This is a genomic window from Pseudovibrio axinellae (assembly GCF_900110875.1).
Lineage (GTDB): Bacteria > Pseudomonadota > Alphaproteobacteria > Rhizobiales > Stappiaceae > Pseudovibrio > Pseudovibrio axinellae.
In genome coordinates this window covers 77,685-100,945 of the sequence record NZ_FOFM01000012.1, presented here as the reverse complement: position 1 = coordinate 100,945, position 23,261 = coordinate 77,685, and the positions used below count along the sequence as shown (strand labels likewise).

The window sequence follows — 23,261 nt, the reverse complement described above, 5'->3', positions numbered from 1 at the left end:
CGTGATGACTGTAGCGCGGGGGAGCGCTTGTTCCCTGGCACGCGTGTTGCTTTGCACAACTGCCGTAATTTCACTGTTTCAAACATCGCTTTACGCATATGCACAAGAGAGTGTGAGCGAAAGCGAGGAAGACCTGACGGTTGTTGTCACCGCAAGCCGAACCGAAGAATCCGTTGCATCCATTCCCGGTGCAGTGCAGGTCATTGGCAAAAAAGAGCTAAACAAAGCGCTGCAAGGTTCTAGCGATATCAGCACTGCACTGTCACGTCTGGTGCCGGGCTTTTCACTGGATAATCAGACGCTTTCGGGCGGGGGGCAATCATTTCGTGGTCGCTCTGTTCAGATCCTTGTAAACGGAGCACCTCGCACCACGTCCTTGCGGCGGTTGTCTCGCGCGCTCAGCCTGATCGACCCGGACAGCATCGAACGAATTGAAGTCGTAAACGGCGCAAGTGCTATTTATGGCGATGGCGGAACCGGTGGTGTCATCAATATCATTACAAAGACAGCTGAAAGCGAAGGGTGGTCTGGAGACATTTCCACCACGGTATCCGCATCTGAGCGTGATGTTAGCGACAGCCTGAATGTGACGACCAGCCTTGGTGCAGGGTTCAAAAAAGACGGCGCAAGCATTCAGCTCAATGGCCAGTTCAAAAACACTGGCGATATGTTTGACGGCAATGGATCGCGCATTCCAGAAGACCCACTCACAGGCCAGGGCGGTGGCTCTGGTATTGAGCAGTACGACCTGTCGGGCCAATTTGTGTTTGAAGGCGATGCATTTGACCTGAGCGTTTACGCCAACATCGTCAAGATGGAACAGGACATTAAATACAATACGGATTACACAAGTGATCCGGTGTCGATCGATTATAGCAGTGAATACCTTGGTCTTTCCCCAATGGAAGACAGCGCAAATCTCAGCATGACGCTGAACTTTTACGACCTGGGCGCCGTTGGCGATGCAAAGCTTGAGCTTTATTACAACAATGCTGAAAAGCGAGCAGCCTACGTGCCAATTAGCGCTGCGAACATCATTGAATACGACACGGTTGCCAATGAATCCCAAACCGTTTTGTTTGCCGAACAGGCAGGCGCACGCCTGACAATCGACACTGATTTGAGCACGCTTTATGAAGGCTTGCAATTGACCTGGGGCTCTGACTACAGCTTCGACGATATCTCTCAGAGTTTGCCTGACGGTCAAGACATCATTGCGCCAATGACGCAGCATGGTATTGCAAGTTTTGCGCAGATAAAGGCACCAATCGGCGAGCTTTTTGAAGTTCGCGCTGGAGTGCGTAATCAGCTGTACTTCCTCGACATTGACAGTTTTGTACGCCCGGGTGGAACACTGCTTTATAACGGTGTTGAATACCCGCTTGGGGAACACACTTTTACCAAGGCTCAAAAGTTCTACTCCGCTCACGTTTTCAATATTGGGGGTGTGATGCATGTGAATGAAGCCACGCAGGTTTTCGCCGGCTTCTCACAGGGCTTCTCTGTACCTGATGTTGGTGGGTTCACGCGCCGCGCGCTGCCTGCAAACTTTACGGTTGATGATGTGATCGATGTCTCAGCGATCGCGCCTGAAGCAGCAATCACGAACAGTTTTGAAGTGGGATCGCGCTACACGACTTCTAACCTCTCCATTTCTGCCTCTGCCTTCTACTCCACCTCTGATAAAGGGGTGAACTTTGATGATGCGACACAAGAGATATTGCAGGCGGAAGAACGAATCTGGGGTGCTGAGCTCAACGTGAGCGGCAAAATCACTCCAGTTTGGGGCGCTGGTGTCGTCCTGGCTTATGCAGAGGGCGTTTGGGATCAGGATGGCGATGGCAAGCTGGATGAAGACCTGCCAAACAACCGCATTCAATCTCCGTTTAAAGCAACGTTATTTAGCGATTATGACTTCAAAAATGGCTTTAGCGTGCAAGGCGAAGCGGTCATCGGCTCTGGTCGTTCTGGCAAGAAGGGAACGACTAGTTCTGGCACAGCGTACGACCTGACAAAGCTGGAGCCGAGCGTCACAATCAATGCCAGTGGTACCTATGCCTCTCAGTATGGCGACTTCCAGTTTGGGGTTTCCAACCTGTTCGACACCGATCAGGACAACGTGACGGCCACTGCTCTTAGAGACCGTGTTGTGCTTGCTGAGGGACGTCGGTTCTTCTTAACCTACAGCAAGAGCTTCTAATCTTTGAAAATGATCATAACCGGGAAGGGCTCCTTCCCGGTTATGTGCTTAGCTTTGAGGCCCCAATGAAAAAAACAGGCAGCGCAACTCTTTCCCCATCACACAACATCCTTCAAGAACTTGCAGATATTTGCGAGCGTGCCGATGTTGAAGTGCACGGCGTGCCTTTTGGGCTGGTTGCCACCACCGCATTCGGCAATGTCCTTTTTGAGGTACATGCAACCACCCTTCGTTTTACCCTGACAAGCGAAACGGAGAACCAGTGTTTGCAGCTCATACCTGCTGTCGTGTCTGCGCTGAAACATTGTAGCTGCGTTGATTTGGACTCACTTGCATGGGATGGCCGCTTAAACACCAACAGACCACTCCTCAACTTCCGAAAGGTGGTCGTTGAAGAGATCCAAATGCTCTCTGAAACTATGAAGCGTATCTGGTTTAGCGCAGAGGATCTGGCGGTTTACGCCACTGAGCTTCACTTGCGTTTGCTTATACCGAAAAGTCAGACGCATGATGTTGAATGGCCCTTTTATGATGCATCAGGTTCAATCAAAAACCCCGGCACGGACAACCCTGTCCAGATGCGCGCCTATACGGTGCGCGAGCTTGATGTGCCGCGCAAACGCTTGGCGATAGATTTTTACCTGCACCACTGTCAGGGGGTGGGCTCTGACTTTGCACACAACGCCAAATCCGGCGATACGCTTGGTATCTCAGGCCCGGGAGGAGGGGGAATACCAACCGCGCAAAAGCTTATCCTTGCTGGCGATGAAACCGCTCTTCCTGCGATCCTGCGTATCTTGGAAGCTCGCCGCGCCGCCCCGCCTCTGCATGTATTCCTGCTTTTAGGTGACCAGGCAGACGAGGCTCTCATTCCGCAGGAATTTCGCGGCCACATTACATGCCATTTTCGCGCAAAAGAACAAAGCGCAAGCTGGGAGCAAAAGGTGCTCGACCAGGCTTTCCAGATGGCCGAGGCTTACAGCTGGGTTGCAGGCGAAAAGACAGCCATGCGCCGGATACGCAAAGCACTGCGAGAACAGGGCAGAGCAAGCGACACCTACTGCATCGCAGGATACTGGAAGTAGCAGCTACCTTTACGCGCACGGGCAACCAGATCATCTGCAAGGTCATAAAGGACACAAAGCGGTGCCCTTTGCTAAAACCACTGGTAAACCTTGGCGGTTGTCCAAGCGTAGTGAGGAACATAAATCGGTATCGGACAATTATGTGGCCGTAGACTCAGGTCAAGCGAAGCGTATCGCCACACAAAACGCTATGTGCATTGCCATGCTTACGGAAAACAGTGCAGCACAAGATGAAACACCTTTAGCGCGAATGCCTTCAACATCATTAAAGTAGACACCTCTTCATTGTTATCTGTTGTGCTTACCAGGCGAGCTTTGGGAGCAATATTAGTTTCGCAGGTCAGATCATTTTGCAGTCAAAAAGCTTCATGCTATTGCCGCAGCGTAGCCTCACAATTATTCACCTAAGTGTTTTTATTAGGTCATATGCTTCATACAGCTTGATTTACCCAGCTGATCTTTGAATACTGATCTGGTTTTCTAAGAGGAATCACAAGGTTTTGCCTTGTCATTTTAACTTGGCCCAACCCGCGAGCTGTCTGATGAACCCGCTCCTTGACCAGAGTATCAGTGATATTTTCAGGACCTTCATGAGCGAAGAGCCGCTGGAAAATGCGCTAAAGCAGCTGCAAACCAAGTACTCTGAGGTTCCCTTTGCCATCAACGTTCAGAACCTGAGCGATAAGGAATTCACCTATCGTAAGGTCCTCAATGTAGACCAGTTCTTTCACGATACGTTTGAACCGGTGGCAAAATACAACCCGCTTCCCAGCATATATTCTAGCATTGACCTAGGCTCGCCATTTCGGTCACAGCAGTTTGTCAGCAAAGAGGATGTGCACCCCGATTATGTCGGCAGCTTTATTGAGCCCAACAACAACATTGAGCGCTCAATTGGCATGATCATAAATCGTCACAAACACACGGCCTCATACATCAATATCTGTTTGCCTGAGGCGGTTTCTGAAAGTGATGAGAAACAGCTTTTTCAGGAAATTCAGTACCTTCAGCCGTACTTTCGAAATGCCTTTCAACTGGCGTTGCAACGGCGCATGCGCGAAACCATCTCCCTCACCAAAGACCTTGGCAAATTCTGGCTGGAACAGATGCCATACAGCGCCCTGATCGTTGATGAGAACGCGCAGGTGCAGGAGATGAACGCGCGGGCAGAAAACTTGCTGAGCGACCACGCAAACCTAGGTCTTTGCGCCAACAAGTGCATCACAGCGAAAGCGAGCGCTGATGCAAGTGCCCTTGAGAGCAAAATAAAACAGAGCCTGCAACTTGGACAGCAGGCCGAGCCGGTGGTTGTGAATAATGAATATGGGCCCAATACCTTAATCTACATCCAGCCTACTGAAAGCAAAGTGGATGCACCGTCATATCTCTCCTCGTTTTTGGTAAAGCCTCAATACTGCCTGCTGATGATTTTTGATCCGACGGACTTTATCGCAGTGCCGGACGATATGGTCAGCTACCTGCTGAACCTGACGCCCAAAGAAACCCAGGTTGTGCGGGCATTGACCAACGGCGCCTCAACCCGAGAGGCTGCTGAGCAGCTTGGCATTTCTTACAATACAACGCGCAACCACATCGCCAACGTTTCGCGCCGGCTTGGAGCCAGTTCGCAGAGCGAAATTGTACGTCTCGTAATGACAACGCTTTCACGCTACCCGTGGCCCGCTGACACCGCCTGTTAAAGCACGCCCAAACCCCTTGGTGCGGCACCCAGCGCATGTAGCGCTGGATTTAAGCCCGGTGAAAGAGGGGGGGTATCAGCTGACTTTAACTGCAGCCATTTGTGAGAGGACCTCTTCCTCCAGCTGCCCCAAACGCTCCTTACCAAAAAACATCTCATCACCCACATAGAACGTTGGAATACCGAAAGTTTTACGGGCAACAGCGGCTTCGGTATTTGCCACAAGCTTCGCCTTGATCTGGGGGTCTTTTGAGCGCTCCAGCAGCGAGGCACCATCAAGTCCAGCTTCGTTCATCACCGCCACAAAGGTGTCCGGGTCGTCCATTTTCTGGTCGTTCTCCCACATGGCAGCCATACCCGCTTCAACATAACGGGCGAGATTTCCGTCCATTTCGCTGGCAACGGCACCGCGCATCATGAGAAGTGTGTTTACCGGAAAGTTTCGGTTGAAACGGAAGTCATTAAGCTGGTGCCGTTTGATGAAACGCATGATCTCGATGCGTTCATAATCATTCTTGCCCTTGACCTTGGCGTAGGCCATCATCGGCGCCTGGTTGCCTGTGGCTTTAAATATGCCGCCCAGAAGGCAAGGCACATAATTAAACGTTGCGCCCGTACGCTTTTCCATATCCGCAAGCAAGCGGTGGCAAAAGTATGCATTCGGGCTGCCAAAATCGAAGATAAAATCTACAGAAACTGTCATTGTCATCTCTCCTACCAATTTTCTTTCCAGGGACGAAGGTCAAGTTCATGGGTCCATGCGGTGCGGGGTTGTTTGTGGAGCATGACGTAGTTTTGCGCGATGTGATCGGGGTTGAGAATTGCATCTTGCTCACGCAGCTCGTCCACCTGCGGAAGAAGCTCACGAATGAAATTTGAATCAATAGCGCCATCAATGATGGTGTGCGCCACATGGATGTTCTTGGGGCCAAGTTCGCGTGCCATGGACTGTGCAAGCGCACGCAAACCATGTTTTGCTCCGGCAAACGCAGAAAGGTTCGCGCGCCCTCGCATACTGGCGGTCGCCCCGGTAAAAATGATGGTACCGCGCCCGCGCTCCAACATGCGTTTAGCAACTTCACGCCCCATGAGGAAGCCAGCAAAGCAAGCCATTTCCCAGACTTTCTGGTAAACACGCGCCGTGGTCTCTGTAATGGAAAACTGAACGTTCGCGCCAATATTGAACACAGCGACTTCCAGTGGACCAACGCTGGATTCAATGGTCTCTACAAGCTTGATGACCTCTTCCTCTACCCGAGCATCAGCGGGCATCGCCACTGCCTTAAATCCCTCATCACGAATGGACTGAGCCAGGGCCTCAAGGCTTTGTGCGTGCCGCGGCCGCCTTACAAGGCACGACGTTAATCCCTCGCGCGCAAAAGCCCTGCCGATGGCAGCACCAGTATCATCGCCTGCCCCAACGACAAGGCAGGCCCCAACTTCCTTTGTCTGTTCCAAATTCTAATTCCTTGCAAAACCCTATGTTTTTAAATCACTAATCAATTTCCCCACGCACAGAAGACCGCACCAATTAAAAACATAGTGCGGCCTAAGCACCAGCTTCAGGTTACGGTCTTTAAGAGGTGCATGGAAACGGCTGCAACAGGATAATATCCAAAACCTCTACCAAAGATGGAGCTTGCAACTGTGTTCAGGTGCGCCTTAACGCGTTTGCTACTGACACCGTCCAATTCCGGGCCTAAAATGCCATATGTATTTGTTTAAAAGGTCTTTTTTCTTGCGGCGTGCATAGCTGGTTGCATACATTTTGACCCAACCTATAAAAATTGCAGATTTGTCAAAAACTAGTGCATTTGTATCAATCTCTCCGCTGAGAATCATGTTACCTTAACGTCAGCAAGTACGGGGTGTCGGGAGCATTCATCTTTGGGAGGTACTCTTCAGCGAAGAGGGATATCTTCTTTACGCAATTCGTCTCTACGTTGTTTGCTAATTGTGGTTTGTTTGCTTGGGAGACAAATCGCTTTCATTTTTTACACATTGTTGACTACCCGGCTCAGCCTTCTTTATTTCAAAAGGCGATGCCGGTTTTTTTATGCGCATATTACCGCTTGAACACCAATTGAGCGCATGGCACAGTGTCGTCTCTGTCCTCTTTCTTATGGTGCGGCCATGACCTCCTCTGAAACCTGTAATACGTTAGATTACAAAGGCTTTTGCGATTTCGTTGAAGCTGGTAAGCCGATTGAAAATGCTGAACTGGAGGCGAACTGGCTGGAAGGGAAGGACCTGACAGACATTGAGTTCAAAAACTGCTATTTCGAGCCGGAAAGCGAATTTGATAGTGTTGACTTTCGTAACTCTCGCTGGAAGGACACCGAATTCGCGGCCTGCACGTTTAAGAACTGCGATCTTCGCGAGGCGACCTTTGAAAACTGCGGCTTTTATTTCGCCACGACCCGCGCTGGCAGCTCATTTCGTCATTGCGATCTAAGCGATGTGGAGTTTCATAGCTGCGACTTACGGATCTCATCATTCCCGTTTGCCCACTTGTTTTGTGTCAGCTTTCAAAACTGCAGAATGGGTGGCACTTTCTTTGAGGGCAGTGATTTCGGCAAATCAATGGGCGCGCGAGCCCTTAAGCCACGTGCCTCATTTACCGATTGCCAGATGGCATATGCTTCACTGAATGACCTCGACCTTGACGACGCCATTATGACGGATTGCGACCTTTCAAACACCAACTTGTCCAATACCTCTTTAAGCGGCGCAGACTTGCAGCGCAGCTCCATTGAATACGCCGAAACCGACCGGCTTAATCTCTCCTATGCAGATTTGAGAGGAGGGCAAATCGGTACATTACTGTTGCAAACTCTAAGCGGGTATCGTGGTCTTATGATCTCGGCCAACCAACAACATCTTTTATTGACAGGCCTCGGCATCAAGGTGGAGCCAGACTAAAAAGACCCATCAACAGCTAACAGACCGATGAGCGCCATATCCAATGCCTCATGGAGCACTTCTGGCCTGTGATTGTCATAAATACAATATATACGTGCGTAAGCTGGTTTTTCGCTCGCACGTTCCCCCAGTAATGATAGATATATCACCTGTTATTCTAGGTATTTATGAGGGGCCTATGGTGCAGCACTGCGATTTTCTTGTGGTTGGTGGCGGCATTGCTGGCATCAGCGCAGCAGCTCGGCTGGCAGAACAAGCCACAACGATTGTGCTGGAAATGGAGGACGTGATTGGTCATCACTCGACCGGACGTTCGGCTGCTGTTTTTGTACGCAATTACGGCAATGCAGTTATTCGTGCGCTCAATGCTGCCTCAGAGCCGGTGCTCAAACATCCCGATGGGATTTGTGAGGGCTCTGTACTCACTGAACGTGGTCTTCTTATGCTTGCAGAGGAAGGCAAAGAGGACCAGCGGGATACCTTTGAAGTAGGGGCGGTCGGGTTAGAGCAATGCTCTCCACAGCAAGCGCTCGAGATGGTTCCAATTCTCAATCCCAAAAAAGTTTCGGGCGCGCTCTATGAACCAAATGCGCTAGACATAGACGTAGACCGTTTGTTTCAGGGCTATGCACGCCTCTTCAAATCTCGCGGCGGTGAGATTGTAGTTTCAGCACCAGCCAAAAAAATCGATCGGGAACAGGACTATTGGCGGATTACGACGCCCAAAGGCGAGTTTTGCGCACCGGTGCTGATCAATGCGGCAGGCGCGTGGGCGGATAAGATTGCCGAACTTGCTGGTGTGAGCCAGATTGGCCTGACGCCAAAACGCCGGACAGCCGCCATCATCCCTTTACCAGAAGGGATAGACCCCGGCGATTGGCCCTTGTTTGAAGGTGCAGCCGAGCCATTTTACGCAAAGCCAGAAGCCGGTAAGCTGCTTGTTTCGCCTGTCGATGAAGACCCCGTTGAACCGCATGATGCATATGTTGACGATATGGTTCTGGCAGAGGGGCTTTATCGCTTCGAGAACACCGTAAATTTCCCCATAACGCATGTAGAACACAGTTGGGCCGGCCTGCGCAGCTTCGTAACAGACCGAAGCCCTGTGGTCGGCTTTGCGCATGATGCTGAGGGCTTTTTCTGGCTTGCCGCGCAAGGTGGCTACGGGATTCAGACCAGCCCCGCGCTATCTCGCCTGGCGGCAGACCTTTGCCTAGCACGCCCAAGCGAGCTTGATCCGCAGATCATTCAGGCTCTTTCACCACAACGATTTCAATAAGCTATAGGAATAGGTATGACTGACATCATTCGGCTCAACAAGAATGCTCGCATGAGCCAAACGGTAATCTATAACGGCATCATTCACCTTTCCGGTCAGGTTGATACAACTGGAAAAACGACAGCAGAGCAGACCAAAGCAATTTTGGCGAATATTGACGCCCTGCTGGAACAATCAGGCTCTGATAAATCCCGCATTCTGCAAGCCACGATCTGGTTAAATGATGTGGCAGATTTTGATGAAATGAATTCTGTCTGGGACGCTTGGGTTGACCCTGAAAACCCACCAGCACGGGCGTGCGGCGAATGTAAACTGGCACTGGATGGCCTAAAAGTGGAAATCCTGATCACGGCAGCGGTTGGCGCATAGTCTATTGGTGTATGCAGCAAAGGGTTGCCAGCTGTGATGCCGCCTAAGGGCAACAGATGCTGAAAGCCGACTCTTCATTGGGCATGGCTCTCAGCATTGGGCTTGGGTTCTGCCCACCGGCGATGAAGCTGGTTCGCTTGCAATGCCGTGCACTATGCTGGCAGGCGTTAGTTCACTCAGGCGTTTGAGCTTGCCATGATCGTTTTCAAGCCGGCTATTCAGATACTTCACCTGTCGCAGTTTGACGTAATCGGGGGCTTTCCCCTCGCGTTTAAGCTCAGCTAAGGCCAGATCATAGGCGGGGCTCTTGTCTGTGTTGATCCTTGAGGGAACATACCGCCCTGACCGCCTCACCGCTTTGGCAAAAACCCGCCTTGGTGTTGCGCCGGGATGTCAGCAGAAAATCAATCGTATCACCACGCTTGTCGATTGCCCGAAACAAATATTTCCATTGTCCTTTCCCCCAAACATAGGTTTCATCGACACGCCAAGAGAACGCAGCCGATTTTGATAGCATAAACTATGCTTTTCTAGCTCAGGCGCGTCGTGCTGAACCCAGCGGTAGAGGCTGGTGTGGTCAACATCCACGGCGCGCTCTTTCAGAATTTCCTCAAGATCACGGTAGCCGATGCCATATTTGCAATAGCACCTCACTGCCCGAAGAATGATCTCTCCCTGAAACTGACGCTACTTGGAGTCTGACATTGATAAACTCACACAACCGAGGATCATGCAGGCAGGGTTCAAACTTGCAACAGGGTCCAACAAGTCCAGTCAAGTTGTTCACTGTGCCGAATTACCTGGTATGTGGGGTAAGAAATATGTGCAAAAGAGCGTTGTTTCATGGGGCGTTGGTCATCGTAACGCTTAAGTCACGTTGGTTTTACTGTACCTGCAGCAATAAGCTGGGTTAGCACGCGGGATACTTAATTGAGAGCAGCGACAAAAAAGCTTCGCAGCTGGTGGGTAGGGTGTTGTCATTGCCGCGTTTTCTCTAAGGTTTCGAGGCATCTATTAAACGGAACGGATTTCCAAATCCGATCAAGACGCGTGAAGAGGCACTGGTGACACAGGTTCAGCTTAAAAACCTATCAAAAGTGTTTTCTGGCGCGCCAGCGGTTGATGCTATCGACCTTGATGTGGTCAGTGGTGAATTCCTTGTCTTGCTTGGCCCCTCGGGCTGCGGGAAGACAACCACACTGCGTATGGTATGCGGGTTGGAGCAACCAACGTCAGGGTCCATCTGGTTCAACGAGGCGGATGTTACTCAGGTCTGCGTGCAAAATCGTCGTGTCGGGTTGGTTTCGCAGCGTTTTGGCCTGTTTCCGCATATGACAGTTGAACAAAACGTTGCATTTGGTTTGTCTGTTCGCGGACTACCTGCTGAGCTGCAAAAAAAGCAGGTGAATGAAATGCTCGACATTGTGCACCTTTCAGAATTTGCAAACCGCTTCCCCTCTCAGCTTTCTGGCGGTCAGTGCCAGCGCGTTGCAATTGCACGCACGTTGGTGACCAAGCCAGATGTGCTATTGCTCGATGAGCCAATGGCAAGCCTTGACACTTTGCTGCGTGCGCAAATGCGACAGTTCATTCGGGACTTACACGATGAATACGGCATGACGACCTTGCTGGTTACGCACGATCAGGTTGAGGCCATGGACCTTGCAGACAGGATCGCGGTGATCTTTGATGGACGCATTGCCCAGCTTGCAACGCCAGAAGAGATCTATCAAAATCCCGTAAATGAACGGACAGCCCGGTTTATGGGGCACTCTAATATCTTTGAGTGCACGCCCTCATCTGACGGGCATATTGAGAGTCCGTTTGGGCGCTTAACTTTGGGCACGCCAGCACGGCCCCGCGCAAATCAGCCGACAAAAGCGATGTTGCGGTTTGAAAGCATCCAGATTGACTCGCACAAAAGTGATACGCAGCATAATGTTCTTAAGGGAACGATCAAGAGAGCGGAATTTCTTGGCGCGATGATGCGCTATACGCTTCAGGTGGCGCAGGGAACGCTCACCGTAGAAGAAGCATCGACGAACATCAGAAAAACGGGCGAAGTGGTTAGTATCAGTCTTCCGCCAGAACAAATTTGGCTGCTTGACGCGAGCGCCTGAAGAACCGATTGGGAACAAGAATATGCGAAAAGCCAGTTTACGCTCAAGCCAGATGCTTCTTGCAAGCGCACTCGTTTTTGCAAATATGAGCAGTGCTTTGCTGGCTGAAAGTGCACCGGGAGTCTTTCGCAGTGAATTCTTAAAGGGCAACCTGGGCTGGGCAGATGTAACAGCCAAAGCGCGCACCGAAGGCAACGTCAACTTTTATTACTGGGGCGGCTCCGACCTCATTAACCTTTGGGTGGATCAGGTGGCTGTGCCCGAGCTTGCCGCAGAAGGGATCAAGTTAAATCCTGTGCGCATCACCGCAACAAAAGACACAGTTGATGTTGTCATTGCGCAGCTTGCGGCTGGTCGGGGCGAGGAGCAGGGCAGCGTAGATCTGGTCTGGGTGAATGGAGAGAATTTCTTTTCTTTGCAGCAACAAAACGCATTGTGGGGTGCGTTTGCAAACCGGTTGCCAAACTCTGTAAATTTTGAGTGGGACGAAGCCGATGCCCGCTCACTTCTTAACCTGCGAGATTTTGGCGTTGCGACAGAGTTTCAGGAAATGCCGTTTTCTGGCGAGCAGTATGTCTGTTCTGTCAACCGTGCTTATGTATCCACCGATCAGACACCAGCCACCTTTGCAGAGTTGAAGACCTATCTGGAAGCGAACCCAGGAAAATTCACGTATGTGAAGCCCCCCCACTATCTGGGCAACACCTTTGTGCAGTCTGTGCTTTATGCCCATAATCCCGATGGAACTGGCGCAGAGCCATACCAAAAGACCTTTGAGGATCTGGGCAGCGCTGAACTGGCGCGCCTTATCGAGCCCGGCTTTGATTACTTAAAGAGCATTGAGCCCCTGCTTCTGGGCGGTCCTTCTGGCCAAACCCGTTACCCAGAAAGCTCAGGCGAGTTAGATAATATGTTTCTCAATTCGCAGGTGCACTTCAACTGCAAATTTGGAGTATTTGCCAACCATACGGGCTTAATTACCGGCGCTTACCCTGAGCAGGCAGAGGAAATGATCTTTCCGCGCGGGAATATGATCAAGAACAAGAACTATCTTGCAATTCCTTTGAACAGCCCCAACCCCGCAGCAGCTCTTGTTGCAATCAACTACTTCTCATCCGTCGACTCACAAGCCTCCAGGCTAAAAACCGCCGGAATGCCAGTGGGCCTTGATGTATGGCGCTTAAATCAGAGCGATAAAGACCTGATTGAAGCATCTGCACCGCCTCATTACGGCATCACCCAGCAAGAGCTGGACGACAATACGGCGCCAGACACGAATGCAAGCCTTGTCGATGTTATTGAAGCCACGTGGCTCGCGGTGATTGAACGTAAAGAAGACAAGCCAATTGCAGACATTGTTGCGCAGGTTTCGGGCGAGTTAAACAACTAACCTACTCCCTTGAGCAGGCGTTCCGCCCTTTGTTCGTTTGGAAATGACAGATCTGATGCCCAAGCCGTATAAGGCACATACCGCGATAACAGGCCCGCTTGCCCGGCGGCAAACTCTGCGTGATCTTGCGCAAGTGCTGCCACTGTTTGTGGTGCTGTTCTTTCTTTTTGGCGGGGCGGTGGTGCTGGCCGTTCTGCAAAGCTTTGGGTATGCGCCCTGGTTTGGTATCAATGAGTTTCCGAGCACGCACTATTATGAACGGCTCTGGCTCTCAGCTGATTTTTGGCTTTCGCTGGGGTACACGCTCTACTATGCCATTGCTGCAACGCTTATCGGGCTTGTCATCTCCATTCCCCTTAGCATTGCGCTATGTGCCCGGTTTAAGGCCTCCCGCATTTTCAGCGCACTTATTCGCCTGCCTTTGATGGTTCCTTATAGTGTTGGTATTGCGCTGGCGCTGGTCATGCTCGGAAACGGCGGCCTCCTGTCTCGCTTCTCCGCCTTTATTGGCTGGATAGACGACCCTGCACAATTCCCGCTTATCCTGCGAACCCATTGGGGCTGGGGTATCATTGCGGTTTATGTGTGGAAGCAAGTCCCCTTCATGACGCTCGCGCTTGCTGCTGTTTTGGTCCGTAAAGGGGATGACACACATGAAGCCGCTCTGGTTTTAGGGGCAACATCCAGCCAGATTTTTTGGCGCGTCACACTCCCCCAAATCATGCCCGGTATTGTTTCTGCCTCTTTGATCTGCTTTGCGTTCAATATCGGAGCTTTCGAAGCCCCCTTTATTCTTGGCGGAGGATATCCAGATACGCTGCCGGTCCTCGCCTGGCGCTATTTTCAAGATGCCAACTACGCGTTTCAGTTGCAGGGCATGGCCGTGGTCGTTTCGCTGGCATTGGTATCTGGTCTCATCCTCTCACTTTATCTGCTGGCTTATCGCAGATATGAAAGAGCGAGGGGGCGTGTATGAAACTCAAAGGCCACACACAGCCGCGAGATTTCAAGGCTATCAACCCATGGCAACGCCTGCTTGTGCTGGCTATGGTCACGTTCACCATTGCACCGTTTGCGCCTTTAGTTATCCAGTCGCTCGCGTTTCGTTGGGCATGGCCAAACATTCTTCCAACCGTGTGGTGGCATGAGCAACGCGGTCTCTCTCCGCTTCCGCTGGCATGGGATTATGTGTTCTCATCAAGCTCTCGCGTTGCAGAAGCAACGGCCAACACGCTAGGTATCGGGATAGCAGTAACCTTGCTTTGTCTGGTGGTATGCCTGCCTGCAGCAAGGGTGCTGGCACAGAGTAATTTTCGCGGCAAAAGCCAGCTGGAATTTCTAATCGTACTGCCGCTTCTCCTTCCTGAAGCCGCAATCGGTATTGCCTTGCTGATGATCTTTATAGGGCTTGGTTTGGCCGGAACTTATGTAGGGGTCATTATTGTTCACCTGATCCCGACGATCCCCTACATGGTGCGGATGCTCACCGCTGTTTATCAAGGGCATGGAACCGAGGCGGAAGATCATGCCCGCGTGCTGGGAGCAAGCCGCTCGCAGGTCTTCTTTCAAGTTACCTTGCCCATGATATTGCCCGGTGTCATTGCGGGTTGTCTGTTCACCTTCCTTGTCTCTACCAACTTGTTTTTGTTGACCTTCTTTATCGGGCAGGGGGAGATCATCACCTTACCGACCTTGCTGTTTGCCAAGATTTCAGGTGGCGCGCTGAACGCAACAGGAGCAGGCATCGCGTTGATAGCATCCCTTCCAGGCATCATCCTGCTCTTCTTCACGGACCGCTTCATTCGTAGCTATCCGCTGGCGACATAAGCCGCGCCAGACCTCGGGCGCGGCTCCATCACTTCCGGTAATTCGTGATCGCAAATCATCTCATTTTTTGCTCTTCAATTTAGGTCGCTACCTCTCGCAAATCGGGTGGGTTTGTGCCTCCAGTCTTCCTATCGTCCTCTCATCACAACAGTGAGGAAACAAGACATGGAACTTGATGAAAAGACGATCATTATCACCGGTGCAAGCAGTGGAATAGGCGCTGCAGCAGCACAGCTTTTTGCGCAGGAAGGTGCCAACGTCGTCCTTGGAGCAAGGCGCCAGGCAGAACTGGAAGAACTCACAGATCAGATTACCCAGCAAGGCGGAAAAGCAATCTACCTTGCTGGTGATGTGACTGAGGAGACCTATTCAGCGGATCTGGTGGATGTCGCGAAGGCAGAGTTCGGCGGCGTCGATGGTGCCTTTAACAACGCAGGCATTGTCGGGGACATGGCCCCTATCTCTGACATGACAAGTGCAAATTGGGATAGTGTTTTAAGCACCAATTTAACTAGCGCTTTTTATGCAGCCAAAGCGCAAATACCGGCACTCAAAGAAAACGCCAAAGGTACAATCGTGTTTACATCCTCCTTTGTGGGGCATGCAAACAGTGGTCTGCCAGGGATGAGCGCTTATGCGGCCAGCAAGGCCGGGTTGGTTGGGCTGGTCAAATCGTTAGCAGCTGATCACGGCGCTGATGGAATACGCGTGAATGCTTTACTGCCAGGAGGGACGAAAACCGCGATGGCAGGCGATGACCCCGATGGACATGAATTTATCGCCAATCTGCACCCTTTGAAGCGACTTGCAACTGCCAATGAGATTGCGCAGGCTGCTTTGTTCATGCTTTCGGATCGCTCCAGTTTCGTCACTGGAAGTGCGATGGCAACAGACGGTGGTGTTTCTATTCGCCTTGTCTAAAACATCATAGTGCTGGCCGAAGCAGGGTCCCTTCGGCCAGCATAATTTGTAGCCTTAGATATAGACTGAGGGCGTGACCACGTTCTTCAACCCTCTTGCTTTGAGGTCCTGCGCAATGCGTTCAACATCCGCTTTTTTCATGGTCGGCCACTTCAAAGCACCTCCCTTAACGCCATGATGCTGAAACGCGTTGAGCCGTAACTTCAGGTCCACATCCAGCTCACGAACAAACTCAAACAGCTGTTTTAATTCCTGTTGGCCATCGGTTCGCTCAGGAATAAGCAAGTAACGCAACTCGTGGAGCTTGCCAGCTTCAAAAAGCTGTCTGGCTGACGCCAAAACCCGCTCGTTGCTGCGCCCGGTAAGCTTGACATGCAACGCGCGGTCAAAAGCCTTAATATCCAGCATCACCCCATCAGTTACCGGCAGGACGCTCTTCCAGGCAGCTTCCGGCAAATGACCGTTGCTGTCGATGAAGCAGGTGAGGTCATGAAGTGTTTTGTCCGCTTTGATGGCCGTAAACAACGCGATAATGAACTTTAATTGCGTCGTTGCTTCACCGCCCGATACCGTGATCCCATTCAAAAACGGCTTGTTTTTGCGCACCAGCGCCAACACGTCGTCCACGCTATATTGCGTAACTTTTGGGTTGGCGTTGATTGGGCATACATCGAGGCACTTATCGCATTGGCTGCAAATAGAGGCATCATGCAACACCTTACCCTCTACCATTGTTAAAGCGCCGGTTGGGCAGGTTGGCACGCAATCACCGCAATGATTGCAAAGGTTGATAGTGTGTGGGTTATGGCAACTCGGACAGGCGAAATTGCAGCCCTGCAAAAACAGGACAAGCCGGTTACCCGGCCCGTCCACGCAAGAAAACTTAAGGACCTTACTAACTGTAGCGAGGGCTAAGTTCATGGCTCATCACGCGCGGTGCACGCTCCAGTATCTTGCCTTTGTCAGCAGCTTCAGCACCAAGCACTGTTGTATTGGTGCGCGACCCGCCACATTCGTTAAACTTTTCAATGTCCGACAAACGCACCATATAGCCGGTGATCCGCACCAGATCATTGTTGGAGATGTTTGCAGAAAACTCGCGGAAACCTAGAGAGAAAGCACCTTTGACCAACTGCTCCAAGGCAGCGGGGTTGTTCTCGATGGTTTCATCGAGTGTCAAAATCTCAGATACACCTGAGGGATAGTAGGCGTGATGCTCAGCAAGGGCCTGTACGTGCGTTACCGGATCCGGTTCGCTGCCATATGGAATACGAACACCCGGAGTGCATCCATCATCATCGCTCAGGCCAGCTTGTGAGTGCAACATAGCTTTGCCGCGCCACACGTTTTCCATTGGCCGTGCATCTACCGCTTCAAAAAGCACTTTTGAAATACGGTGACCTAGCTTATTGGCGGTCTCATCGTGCCCGTACTGGCCAGAACGGCCTTCTTTCTCCTGAAGCTCATTCACGCATTGTGCCATGGCAAACACGCCATACATTGCGGTGAACCGGTCCCTTTGAATCCAGCCTTCCTTCACAAGGAAGCTTTCAAAGAAGCCCGACTTGTTGAAGAGATGATCGATACGCGCTTCTGTCAGACGGAAGTTAAGATCGATGTATTTGGGCAGCACATTTTCAAAGAAGTCTGTTGTGTCTTTTGAACGACGAGCCACTTCGCGCAGGTTGATACGTGTCAGTGTAGAAGCGCCACCGCATAACGGCAGCACGTTATAGCAACTTGCAACGCCGTAGCCATACTCATCAAACAATGGCTGGTGCAGCGGATTGTTTGCAATGTGAGGCTTGGAGCACTCAATGATGCTCTGACAGGCCTGGCTGAAGATCTCGTCAGAACTGACCTGCGGGTCCCAAAGGAATGTCAGGTTCGGTGCAATCTGCTTGAGCTCTGCATCAATGCGCATGATGGTACGCGCAACACGGTTATCGCTTGGCCCCACATTCGCATGCATAAATGCGTCAGGTAAAACACGGTCCAGATAACGCCAAAACAGCTTGAGTTTTTTATAAAGGTCCTCATCACTGACATCGCTGCAATACCGAAGCAGCAGATCATCAAGGCGACCAATGAACACCGGCATGTTGGTGACTGATGGCACATGGTGATACGCAATCATCAACGAGTTGAGTGCTTCATCCAGCGTGGTGGCCGGGTCTAGCTCAAGGAAGGCACTGCCCTTTTCAAGCACCACCGAATAATCCGGCATGACATAGCGTGGTTTGAACGGCGCATGGCCCTCATACATGTCGCAGATAACCCGCTCACTCAGTGCCTTAGCGGTATCCGCATCAAGAGCAGGGTAAGGCAGCGCGTTTTCTGCCTCCAGCGAAAGGTAACGCGCTTTTTGCGCAAAAGAGAGGCCAGGGTCTTCAGTAATTCCCTTAAACCGTCCAAGAAGCTCCGTCATGGGTCAATTCCTTTTGTTCTTTGGAAAAGATCTTAAACGCCATAACGGAGCAAGGAATTGAACTAACGCAATTTTTGGGTAAATTCTGACTGTGATACACACAGCAAAATAGCATGCCTTATGGTCACTTTCAGGCAGGAAACGAGTGACCACGATCGTCTGCTCGTTACCTTACAAAATGTAAAGATCAGGCGAGTGCTATCAGCCGACTTTGCTCGACGCGAAACTACCGGGGCTTGCGGGGAATACAACTGCTTTCTCACCGTTGAGGAAAGAACGCCGATGGGAATGAGCGTGAATTGCGCGTGCGAAAACCTGGCTCTCCACGTCGCGCCCCAGTGAGACAAAGTCTGCCGCAGACTGTGCGTGTGTAATCCGCACAATATCCTGCTCGATGATTGGCCCTTCATCCAGATCCGGCGTCACATAGTGGGCCGTTGCGCCAATGAGTTTAACGCCGCGCTCGAAGGCCTGCTGATAAGGCTTTGCGCCTTTAAAACTTGGAAGAAACGAGTGATGGATGTTGATAATGCGCCCCGACATCCGCTGACACATTTCGTCAGAAAGCACCTGCATATAGCGGGCCAGCACCACCAACTCAGCACCTGTTTCCTCAATGACCTGCATCTGCGCGATTTCAGCTTCGGGCTTGTTGTCCTTAGTCACCTTGATATAGTAAAAAGGTATATCGTGATTAACAACAAGCTTTTGAAAATCAACGTGATTTGAAATAACACCAACGATCTCAATCGGCAGAGCACCAACGCGAACACGATAAAGCAGATCATTCAGACAATGCCCGAAGCGCGAGACCATCACCAGAACTTTGATCTTCTCCCCATCGCGGTAAATACCAGCCTCAATCTCCAGTTTCTTGGCAATTGGGACAAAGTCAGCTTTCAGGCTTTCAAGCGTCTCGCTGTCTCTGGCTTCAAAGGTCATGCGGGCAAAGAAACGGTCAGTCTCGTTGTCGTTAAATTGGGCCGCATCAAGAATATTGCAGCCCCGTTCTGCCAAAAACGTAGAAACAGCAGACACGATGCCAATCTGAGATTTGCACTGAACAGTTAAAACATATGCGCTCATTTTAAAGCCTGTCGATAGGGGCGACGTGTTCAGCTTGCTTGAAAGCTTGCTGCCTGCACGCTCATTAATTGACGTTGATTGCCAAACGGGATTACTCATCTAAACCCCGCTCTTGAATTCCGCATTTGCTGCACTCAAAAGAGCATGCACATGGGGAAAGAAAGAGCACCAGATATCCAGACGGTACTGATCGGTTTCTTCGCGTGTCAGGATCACCTGCACGCTGTCAAAGATTGTCCGCACACCGCGACCAGAGGGAAGTTCTGCCAGGTTACGCGGGCACGAGGTATTTAGCAAAGCGGCCGCCTCGCGCCCTTTCACCCGAATGCTTCGTTCTCGGCTGGAAATATCAGTCAAGCTGTGCGGGGCACTCTCACACACCTTTGCAAGGGCTTCCTTTATGGCAGGGCGGTCATCGCACTCACAGCTCAGCACCCATTCATCCGGTCCCAGCATGAGTGCGGTACGCCCGTTAGCTGCAACCTGTAAGCTGATCTTGGTTGGCAGGGCGAGGCCGAGCGCGCGCGATAAGACGGCGATGTTTTGCTCTTTGCAACGCAGGCTGAAACGCCCTGTTGCAGGCAGGCTTTCCAAACTAGTGTTATTATTCATTGTCACACCCTCACATGTTCAGCCGTTCGCCCTCAGGATCGTAAAATACGGTTCCTGTGACGTTTGCTCTGTGCGTTTTTCCTGGCATTGGAATGTCAACGGCTCCGCCATCACGATGATGCCCACCTTCCACAAGTGCCAGAGCGATGGACCGATTGAGCGCGCTGCTCCAGTAAGAGGAAGTGACATGCCCAAGCATCTTTGCAGGAATGGCGGTATCTCCGACCTCAACGATCTGCGCACCTTCTTCCAACACTGTATTTGGGTCTTCAGTTAGCAGGCCAATCAGTTGTTTGCGGTCAGCTTGCAACATGTCCGGGCGGGATAGCGAGCGCTTGCCGACAAAGTCCGGCTTCTTCTTGCCAATGGCCCACGTCAGCCCCGCATCTGCCGGAGTTACGGTGCCATCCGTTTCCTGCCCAACAATAATGTAGCCCTTCTCGGCGCGCATCACATGCATGGCTTCAGTTCCATAAACACACAAGCCGTGTTTTTGGCCCTCTTCATGAAGCAATTCCCAAAGCGCCCGGCCATGTTCTGCTGGCACATTAACTTCAAAGCCGAGTTCACCGGTAAAGCTCACGCGAAACACTCGCGCTTCAAACCCAGCAACCAAACACTCTTTCAGTGCCATATGCGGGAAGGCTTCTGCCGATAAGTCAGCGTCTGTCACGAATGGCTCCAGCACTTTGCGCGCATTGGGGCCATTAAGCGCGATGGTGGACCATTGCTCTGTTGTTGACGTGAGCCATACATCCAGTTCCGGCCACTCCGTTTGCAGGAAGTGCTCCATCATCGTAAGTACCCGCGCAGCTCCGCCAGTTGTTGTGGTGACGTGGAACCGATCCTGCGATATACGGCCAATCACACCATCATCACGGATGAAACCATCTTCCCCCAACATCAACCCATAGCGACACCGGCCAGGTGCAAGTTTGCTCCACGGATTGGTGTAGATCCGGTTCATGAACTCGGCGGCGTCTGGCCCAACCACTTCGATTTTACCCAGAGTTGAAGCGTCAAACATTCCAACACTGGCCCGGGTTTGACGGCATTCGCGCAAGACTGCCGCATCCATATCCTCACCAACCTTGGGGAAGTATCTAGCCCGCCGCCATAGAGAGACTGACTCAAAAACAGCGGCGTTTTCTTCTGCCCAGCTATCAATGTTTGTCTTGCGCGTTACCTCAAACAATTCACCCTTGTGGTAGCCTGCAAAGCTGCCGAAGGTCGTTGGCGTATAGGGCGGGCGGAAGGTGGTCAGTCCCACAGCTGGAACCGGGCACTCCAGCTGTTTTGCTGCAATCTTCAGCCCGTTCATGTTGGAGAGCTTGCCCTGATCAGTCGCCATGCCTGTGGTCGTAAACCGCTTTACATGCTCAATAGAGCGCATGCCCTCGCGCACGGCCAAGCGAATGTCTTTCGCACAAACGTCGTTTTGGAAATCAACAAAAGCGCGCGGTGCCGATCCGCCCCCAGCTCCCGGTAGCTCCTCCATCACAACTCCGGTACCAGTGCGATCACCACGCACGTTAACAGCGTTTGGTGTTGCGCTTTGACCGAGTGCAGACAGGGCCTCTAGTGCCGCATGCTTACCATCGTCAAACGCCTGTTGCTGACCCCACAAGCCACGTCCGGCCCCTGCAATATGGCAGCGCTCTGTTTTCTCACCGGGTAGGAATACTTCATTTTCCTCATCCCAAATCAGGCTGCCCTTTGTATGAGAGAACAGGTGAAGGGAAGGCGTCCAACCACCACTCATCAACACCGTATCGCACGCAATGCTGCTCACAGCGTCAGACTGGCTGCCAGCGTTTACTTCGCAAATGGTAATACCTGAAGCCCGCTTGCGCCCCTTTACGGTTGCAACAGTATGGCCCAATCGCACTGCAATTCCGCGCTCAGCTGCACCGCGTTGCAAATCTTGGGAGGCATCTTGGCGCAGATCAACAATGACCGGAATTTTCACCCCTGCATCAGCCAGATCAAAGGCAGCAAACCAGGCAGAGTCATGCGTGGTGACCACCGCAGCGCAGTCTCCTACTTTCACGCCAAAGCGATTGAGATAAGTTTGTGCCGCGCTTGCCATCAGCACACCGGGGCGGTCATTATTACCGAAAACCAGTGGCCGCTCGATAGCGCCTTGCGCAAGAATGACTTCCTTTGCACGGATACGCCACATGCGCTCGCGCGGTGCTCCATCAGGAACTCGTGTCAGATGGTCCGTCAGTTTTTCTGCAACACCCACCATGTTTTCATGGTAATATCCGATGGCTGTGGCGCGGGTAAGAACGCGTACGTTTGGTGCTGCTGCCAGCTCTGCAACGGCCTTGGCCAACCATTCATCGCAGGCTTGGTCATTCAGTGTTGTGGCGTTTTCAAAGAGCAAGGACCCACCAAGCTCTGGGTTTTCATCCACCAGCACCACATCGGCTCCGCTTTTCATCGCAGTGAGCGCGGCTGCAAGGCCAGCTGGCCCAGCCCCAACAATAAGCAGGTCAGTGTGCAGATAGCGCGAGGCGTATGTATCTGGATCATCATGTGACGGGGCTTTTCCAAGACCCGCTGTTGCACGGATAACAGGCTCATAAAGCTTGTCCCAAAAGCTCTTCGGCCACATAAATGTTTTGTAGTAAAACCCGGCGGCGAACAAACGGTAGAGCCGGTCATTGATCTCCCCTATATCAAAATTCAGGCTTGGCCATTTATTTTGACTGGTGGTGATCAAACCCTGATAAATTTCTTGAGTGGTTGCCTTCGTGTTCGGCTCAAACTGGCCTTGACCAGCACGCGATGTGCCGATCAAGGCATTAGGTTCTTCAGACCCCGCAGTGACCGGTCCGCGTGGGCGGTGGTATTTAAAAGAACGGCCCATGAGATGAACACCATTTGCCAACAAGGCAGAGGCGACCGTATCTCCCTCATACCCCTTATAGGCTGTGCCATCAAAGGTGAAGCTGACCGTTTTATTGGTGTTGATGCGGCCTTTGCCTTTAACGCGCCAGTTGTTCATTTTTCTCTTCACCTGCACAATTGATGTCAGGACGCGTTTCGCCCATTGGATAAGTGGTGATGAACTTGTCACTCACGGTGTTGCGCAGGGCGTTGAAGTAGCGCCCGCATCCGTGTGTATGCCGCCATTGCTCGGCATGTTCGCCGCGCACGTTAGAGCGAATGAACAGGTAGTCCTTCCACTGATCATCTGGTTCATCACTTGGGTTTTGCGGGCGCGCAATATGCGCTTCCCCGCTATATTCAAATTCCAGTTCGGGCAGCGTTTCTGCGCAATAGGGACAGCGGATCAAAAGCATGAATATCTCTCC

At 51.7% G+C, this 23,261-nt stretch carries 19 protein-coding genes and 1 pseudogene; 11 read left to right on the top strand and 9 right to left on the bottom strand.

Annotation, left to right across the window (positions count from 1 at the left end):
• The first annotated feature begins 4 nt into the window (after positions 1-4).
• The 3 genes from BMZ51_RS19680 (at position 5) to BMZ51_RS19670 (ending at position 4,985) form a co-directional block, all read left to right on the top strand.
• Positions 5-2,200, top strand: a complete 2,196-nt coding sequence (locus BMZ51_RS19680) for a TonB-dependent receptor (protein WP_208979584.1) — start codon at positions 5-7, stop codon at positions 2,198-2,200.
• A 65-nt stretch (positions 2,201-2,265) separates the two neighbouring features.
• The gene (locus BMZ51_RS19675) at positions 2,266-3,285 is read left to right on the top strand and encodes a siderophore-interacting protein (RefSeq protein WP_068009255.1); all 1,020 of its coding nucleotides are present in this window, start codon (positions 2,266-2,268) and stop codon (positions 3,283-3,285) included.
• Between the two features lie 542 nt (positions 3,286-3,827).
• Complete coding sequence (locus BMZ51_RS19670; protein ID WP_068009254.1) at positions 3,828-4,985, top strand: helix-turn-helix transcriptional regulator; 1,158 nt, start codon at positions 3,828-3,830, stop codon at positions 4,983-4,985.
• Between the two features lie 75 nt (positions 4,986-5,060).
• On the opposite strand, the gene BMZ51_RS19665 is transcribed toward BMZ51_RS19670, so the two are convergent.
• Positions 5,061-5,687, bottom strand: a complete 627-nt coding sequence (locus tag BMZ51_RS19665; protein WP_068009253.1) for a 2-hydroxychromene-2-carboxylate isomerase — start codon at positions 5,685-5,687, stop codon at positions 5,061-5,063.
• Positions 5,688-5,698: 11 nt separating this feature from the next.
• A complete protein-coding gene (locus BMZ51_RS19660) occupies positions 5,699-6,442 on the bottom strand; it encodes an SDR family oxidoreductase (RefSeq protein ID WP_068009250.1) in 744 nt (247 codons plus the stop codon).
• A 675-nt stretch (positions 6,443-7,117) separates the two neighbouring features.
• Between BMZ51_RS19660 and BMZ51_RS19655 the strand changes: the two genes are divergently transcribed.
• From BMZ51_RS19655 to BMZ51_RS19645, 3 genes are all read left to right on the top strand, one after another.
• Positions 7,118-7,906, top strand: a complete 789-nt coding sequence (locus tag BMZ51_RS19655) for a pentapeptide repeat-containing protein (protein ID WP_068009327.1) — start codon at positions 7,118-7,120, stop codon at positions 7,904-7,906.
• A gap of 178 nt (positions 7,907-8,084) precedes the next feature.
• Positions 8,085-9,185 carry an NAD(P)/FAD-dependent oxidoreductase gene (locus tag BMZ51_RS19650; protein WP_068009248.1) on the top strand — a complete coding sequence of 367 codons (1,101 nt, stop codon included), beginning with the start codon at positions 8,085-8,087 and terminating at the stop codon, positions 9,183-9,185.
• A gap of 15 nt (positions 9,186-9,200) precedes the next feature.
• Entirely contained in the window at positions 9,201-9,554 is a 354-nt protein-coding gene (locus BMZ51_RS19645) for a RidA family protein (protein WP_068009247.1), read from the top strand.
• A 90-nt stretch (positions 9,555-9,644) separates the two neighbouring features.
• On the opposite strand, the pseudogene BMZ51_RS24545 reads toward BMZ51_RS19645, so the two are convergent.
• Positions 9,645-10,071 (bottom strand): annotated as a pseudogene (locus BMZ51_RS24545) (IS6 family transposase).
• 547 nt (positions 10,072-10,618) lie between these two features.
• Here BMZ51_RS24545 and BMZ51_RS19630 point away from each other — a divergent pair.
• The 5 genes from BMZ51_RS19630 (at position 10,619) to BMZ51_RS19610 (ending at position 15,812) form a co-directional block, all read left to right on the top strand.
• Positions 10,619-11,674: an ABC transporter ATP-binding protein gene (locus BMZ51_RS19630; RefSeq protein ID WP_068009243.1), complete on the top strand. Its 1,056-nt coding sequence runs from the start codon at positions 10,619-10,621 to the stop codon at positions 11,672-11,674.
• Positions 11,675-11,696: 22 nt separating this feature from the next.
• Positions 11,697-13,064 (top strand): ABC transporter substrate-binding protein, encoded by a 1,368-nt coding sequence (locus BMZ51_RS19625; RefSeq protein WP_068009241.1) that lies wholly within the window; start codon positions 11,697-11,699, stop codon positions 13,062-13,064.
• 55 nt (positions 13,065-13,119) lie between these two features.
• Positions 13,120-14,040, top strand: coding sequence for an ABC transporter permease (locus BMZ51_RS19620; RefSeq protein WP_068009324.1), 921 nt, complete (start codon positions 13,120-13,122; stop codon positions 14,038-14,040).
• Positions 14,037-14,891: an ABC transporter permease gene (locus BMZ51_RS19615; RefSeq protein ID WP_068009240.1), complete on the top strand. Its 855-nt coding sequence runs from the start codon at positions 14,037-14,039 to the stop codon at positions 14,889-14,891. Before BMZ51_RS19620 ends, BMZ51_RS19615 begins: the two co-directional genes overlap by 4 nt.
• Positions 14,892-15,056: 165 nt before the next feature.
• Positions 15,057-15,812 carry an SDR family oxidoreductase gene (locus BMZ51_RS19610; RefSeq protein ID WP_068009238.1) on the top strand — a complete coding sequence of 252 codons (756 nt, stop codon included), beginning with the start codon at positions 15,057-15,059 and terminating at the stop codon, positions 15,810-15,812.
• Between the two features lie 54 nt (positions 15,813-15,866).
• On the opposite strand, the gene BMZ51_RS19605 is transcribed toward BMZ51_RS19610, so the two are convergent.
• From BMZ51_RS19605 to BMZ51_RS19580, 6 genes are all read right to left on the bottom strand, one after another.
• Entirely contained in the window at positions 15,867-16,733 is an 867-nt protein-coding gene (locus BMZ51_RS19605) for a YjjW family glycine radical enzyme activase (RefSeq protein ID WP_068009236.1), read from the bottom strand.
• Positions 16,708-18,240, bottom strand: a complete 1,533-nt coding sequence (locus tag BMZ51_RS19600) for a YjjI family glycine radical enzyme (protein ID WP_068009234.1) — start codon at positions 18,238-18,240, stop codon at positions 16,708-16,710. The genes BMZ51_RS19605 and BMZ51_RS19600 overlap by 26 nt, the downstream gene beginning before the upstream one ends.
• A gap of 201 nt (positions 18,241-18,441) precedes the next feature.
• Entirely contained in the window at positions 18,442-19,326 is an 885-nt protein-coding gene (gene purU / locus BMZ51_RS19595) for a formyltetrahydrofolate deformylase (RefSeq protein WP_068009322.1), read from the bottom strand.
• Positions 19,327-19,425: 99 nt separating this feature from the next.
• Entirely contained in the window at positions 19,426-19,938 is a 513-nt protein-coding gene (locus tag BMZ51_RS19590) for a sarcosine oxidase subunit gamma (RefSeq protein ID WP_068009232.1), read from the bottom strand.
• Positions 19,939-19,948: 10 nt separating this feature from the next.
• Positions 19,949-22,951, bottom strand: coding sequence for a sarcosine oxidase subunit alpha family protein (locus BMZ51_RS19585; protein WP_068009231.1), 3,003 nt, complete (start codon positions 22,949-22,951; stop codon positions 19,949-19,951).
• Positions 22,932-23,249 carry a sarcosine oxidase subunit delta gene (locus BMZ51_RS19580; protein WP_068009229.1) on the bottom strand — a complete coding sequence of 106 codons (318 nt, stop codon included), beginning with the start codon at positions 23,247-23,249 and terminating at the stop codon, positions 22,932-22,934. Before BMZ51_RS19580 ends, BMZ51_RS19585 begins: the two co-directional genes overlap by 20 nt.
• Positions 23,250-23,261: the final 12 nt, after the last annotated feature.

Excerpts from the sequence above, each read along its gene's own strand:
- BMZ51_RS19670 (WP_068009254.1), top strand. The coding sequence starts at position 3,828 with ATGAACCCGCTCCTTGACCAGAGTATCAGTGATATTTTCAGGACCTTC.
- BMZ51_RS19615 (WP_068009240.1), top strand. The coding sequence starts at position 14,037 with ATGAAACTCAAAGGCCACACACAGCCGCGAGATTTCAAGGCTATCAAC.
- BMZ51_RS19625 (WP_068009241.1), top strand. The coding sequence starts at position 11,697 with ATGCGAAAAGCCAGTTTACGCTCAAGCCAGATGCTTCTTGCAAGCGCA.
- BMZ51_RS19665 (WP_068009253.1), bottom strand. The coding sequence starts at position 5,687 with ATGACAGTTTCTGTAGATTTTATCTTCGATTTTGGCAGCCCGAATGCA.
- BMZ51_RS19605 (WP_068009236.1), bottom strand. The coding sequence starts at position 16,733 with ATGAACTTAGCCCTCGCTACAGTTAGTAAGGTCCTTAAGTTTTCTTGC.
- BMZ51_RS19680 (WP_208979584.1), top strand. The coding sequence starts at position 5 with ATGACTGTAGCGCGGGGGAGCGCTTGTTCCCTGGCACGCGTGTTGCTT.
- purU (WP_068009322.1), bottom strand. The coding sequence starts at position 19,326 with ATGAGCGCATATGTTTTAACTGTTCAGTGCAAATCTCAGATTGGCATC.
- BMZ51_RS19585 (WP_068009231.1), bottom strand. The coding sequence starts at position 22,951 with ATGAACAACTGGCGCGTTAAAGGCAAAGGCCGCATCAACACCAATAAA.
- BMZ51_RS19580 (WP_068009229.1), bottom strand. The coding sequence starts at position 23,249 with ATGCTTTTGATCCGCTGTCCCTATTGCGCAGAAACGCTGCCCGAACTG.
- BMZ51_RS19590 (WP_068009232.1), bottom strand. The coding sequence starts at position 19,938 with ATGAATAATAACACTAGTTTGGAAAGCCTGCCTGCAACAGGGCGTTTC.
- BMZ51_RS19645 (WP_068009247.1), top strand. The coding sequence starts at position 9,201 with ATGACTGACATCATTCGGCTCAACAAGAATGCTCGCATGAGCCAAACG.
- BMZ51_RS19600 (WP_068009234.1), bottom strand. The coding sequence starts at position 18,240 with ATGACGGAGCTTCTTGGACGGTTTAAGGGAATTACTGAAGACCCTGGC.
- BMZ51_RS19650 (WP_068009248.1), top strand. The coding sequence starts at position 8,085 with ATGGTGCAGCACTGCGATTTTCTTGTGGTTGGTGGCGGCATTGCTGGC.
- BMZ51_RS19655 (WP_068009327.1), top strand. The coding sequence starts at position 7,118 with ATGACCTCCTCTGAAACCTGTAATACGTTAGATTACAAAGGCTTTTGC.
- BMZ51_RS19610 (WP_068009238.1), top strand. The coding sequence starts at position 15,057 with ATGGAACTTGATGAAAAGACGATCATTATCACCGGTGCAAGCAGTGGA.
- BMZ51_RS19620 (WP_068009324.1), top strand. The coding sequence starts at position 13,120 with ATGCCCAAGCCGTATAAGGCACATACCGCGATAACAGGCCCGCTTGCC.
- BMZ51_RS19675 (WP_068009255.1), top strand. The coding sequence starts at position 2,266 with ATGAAAAAAACAGGCAGCGCAACTCTTTCCCCATCACACAACATCCTT.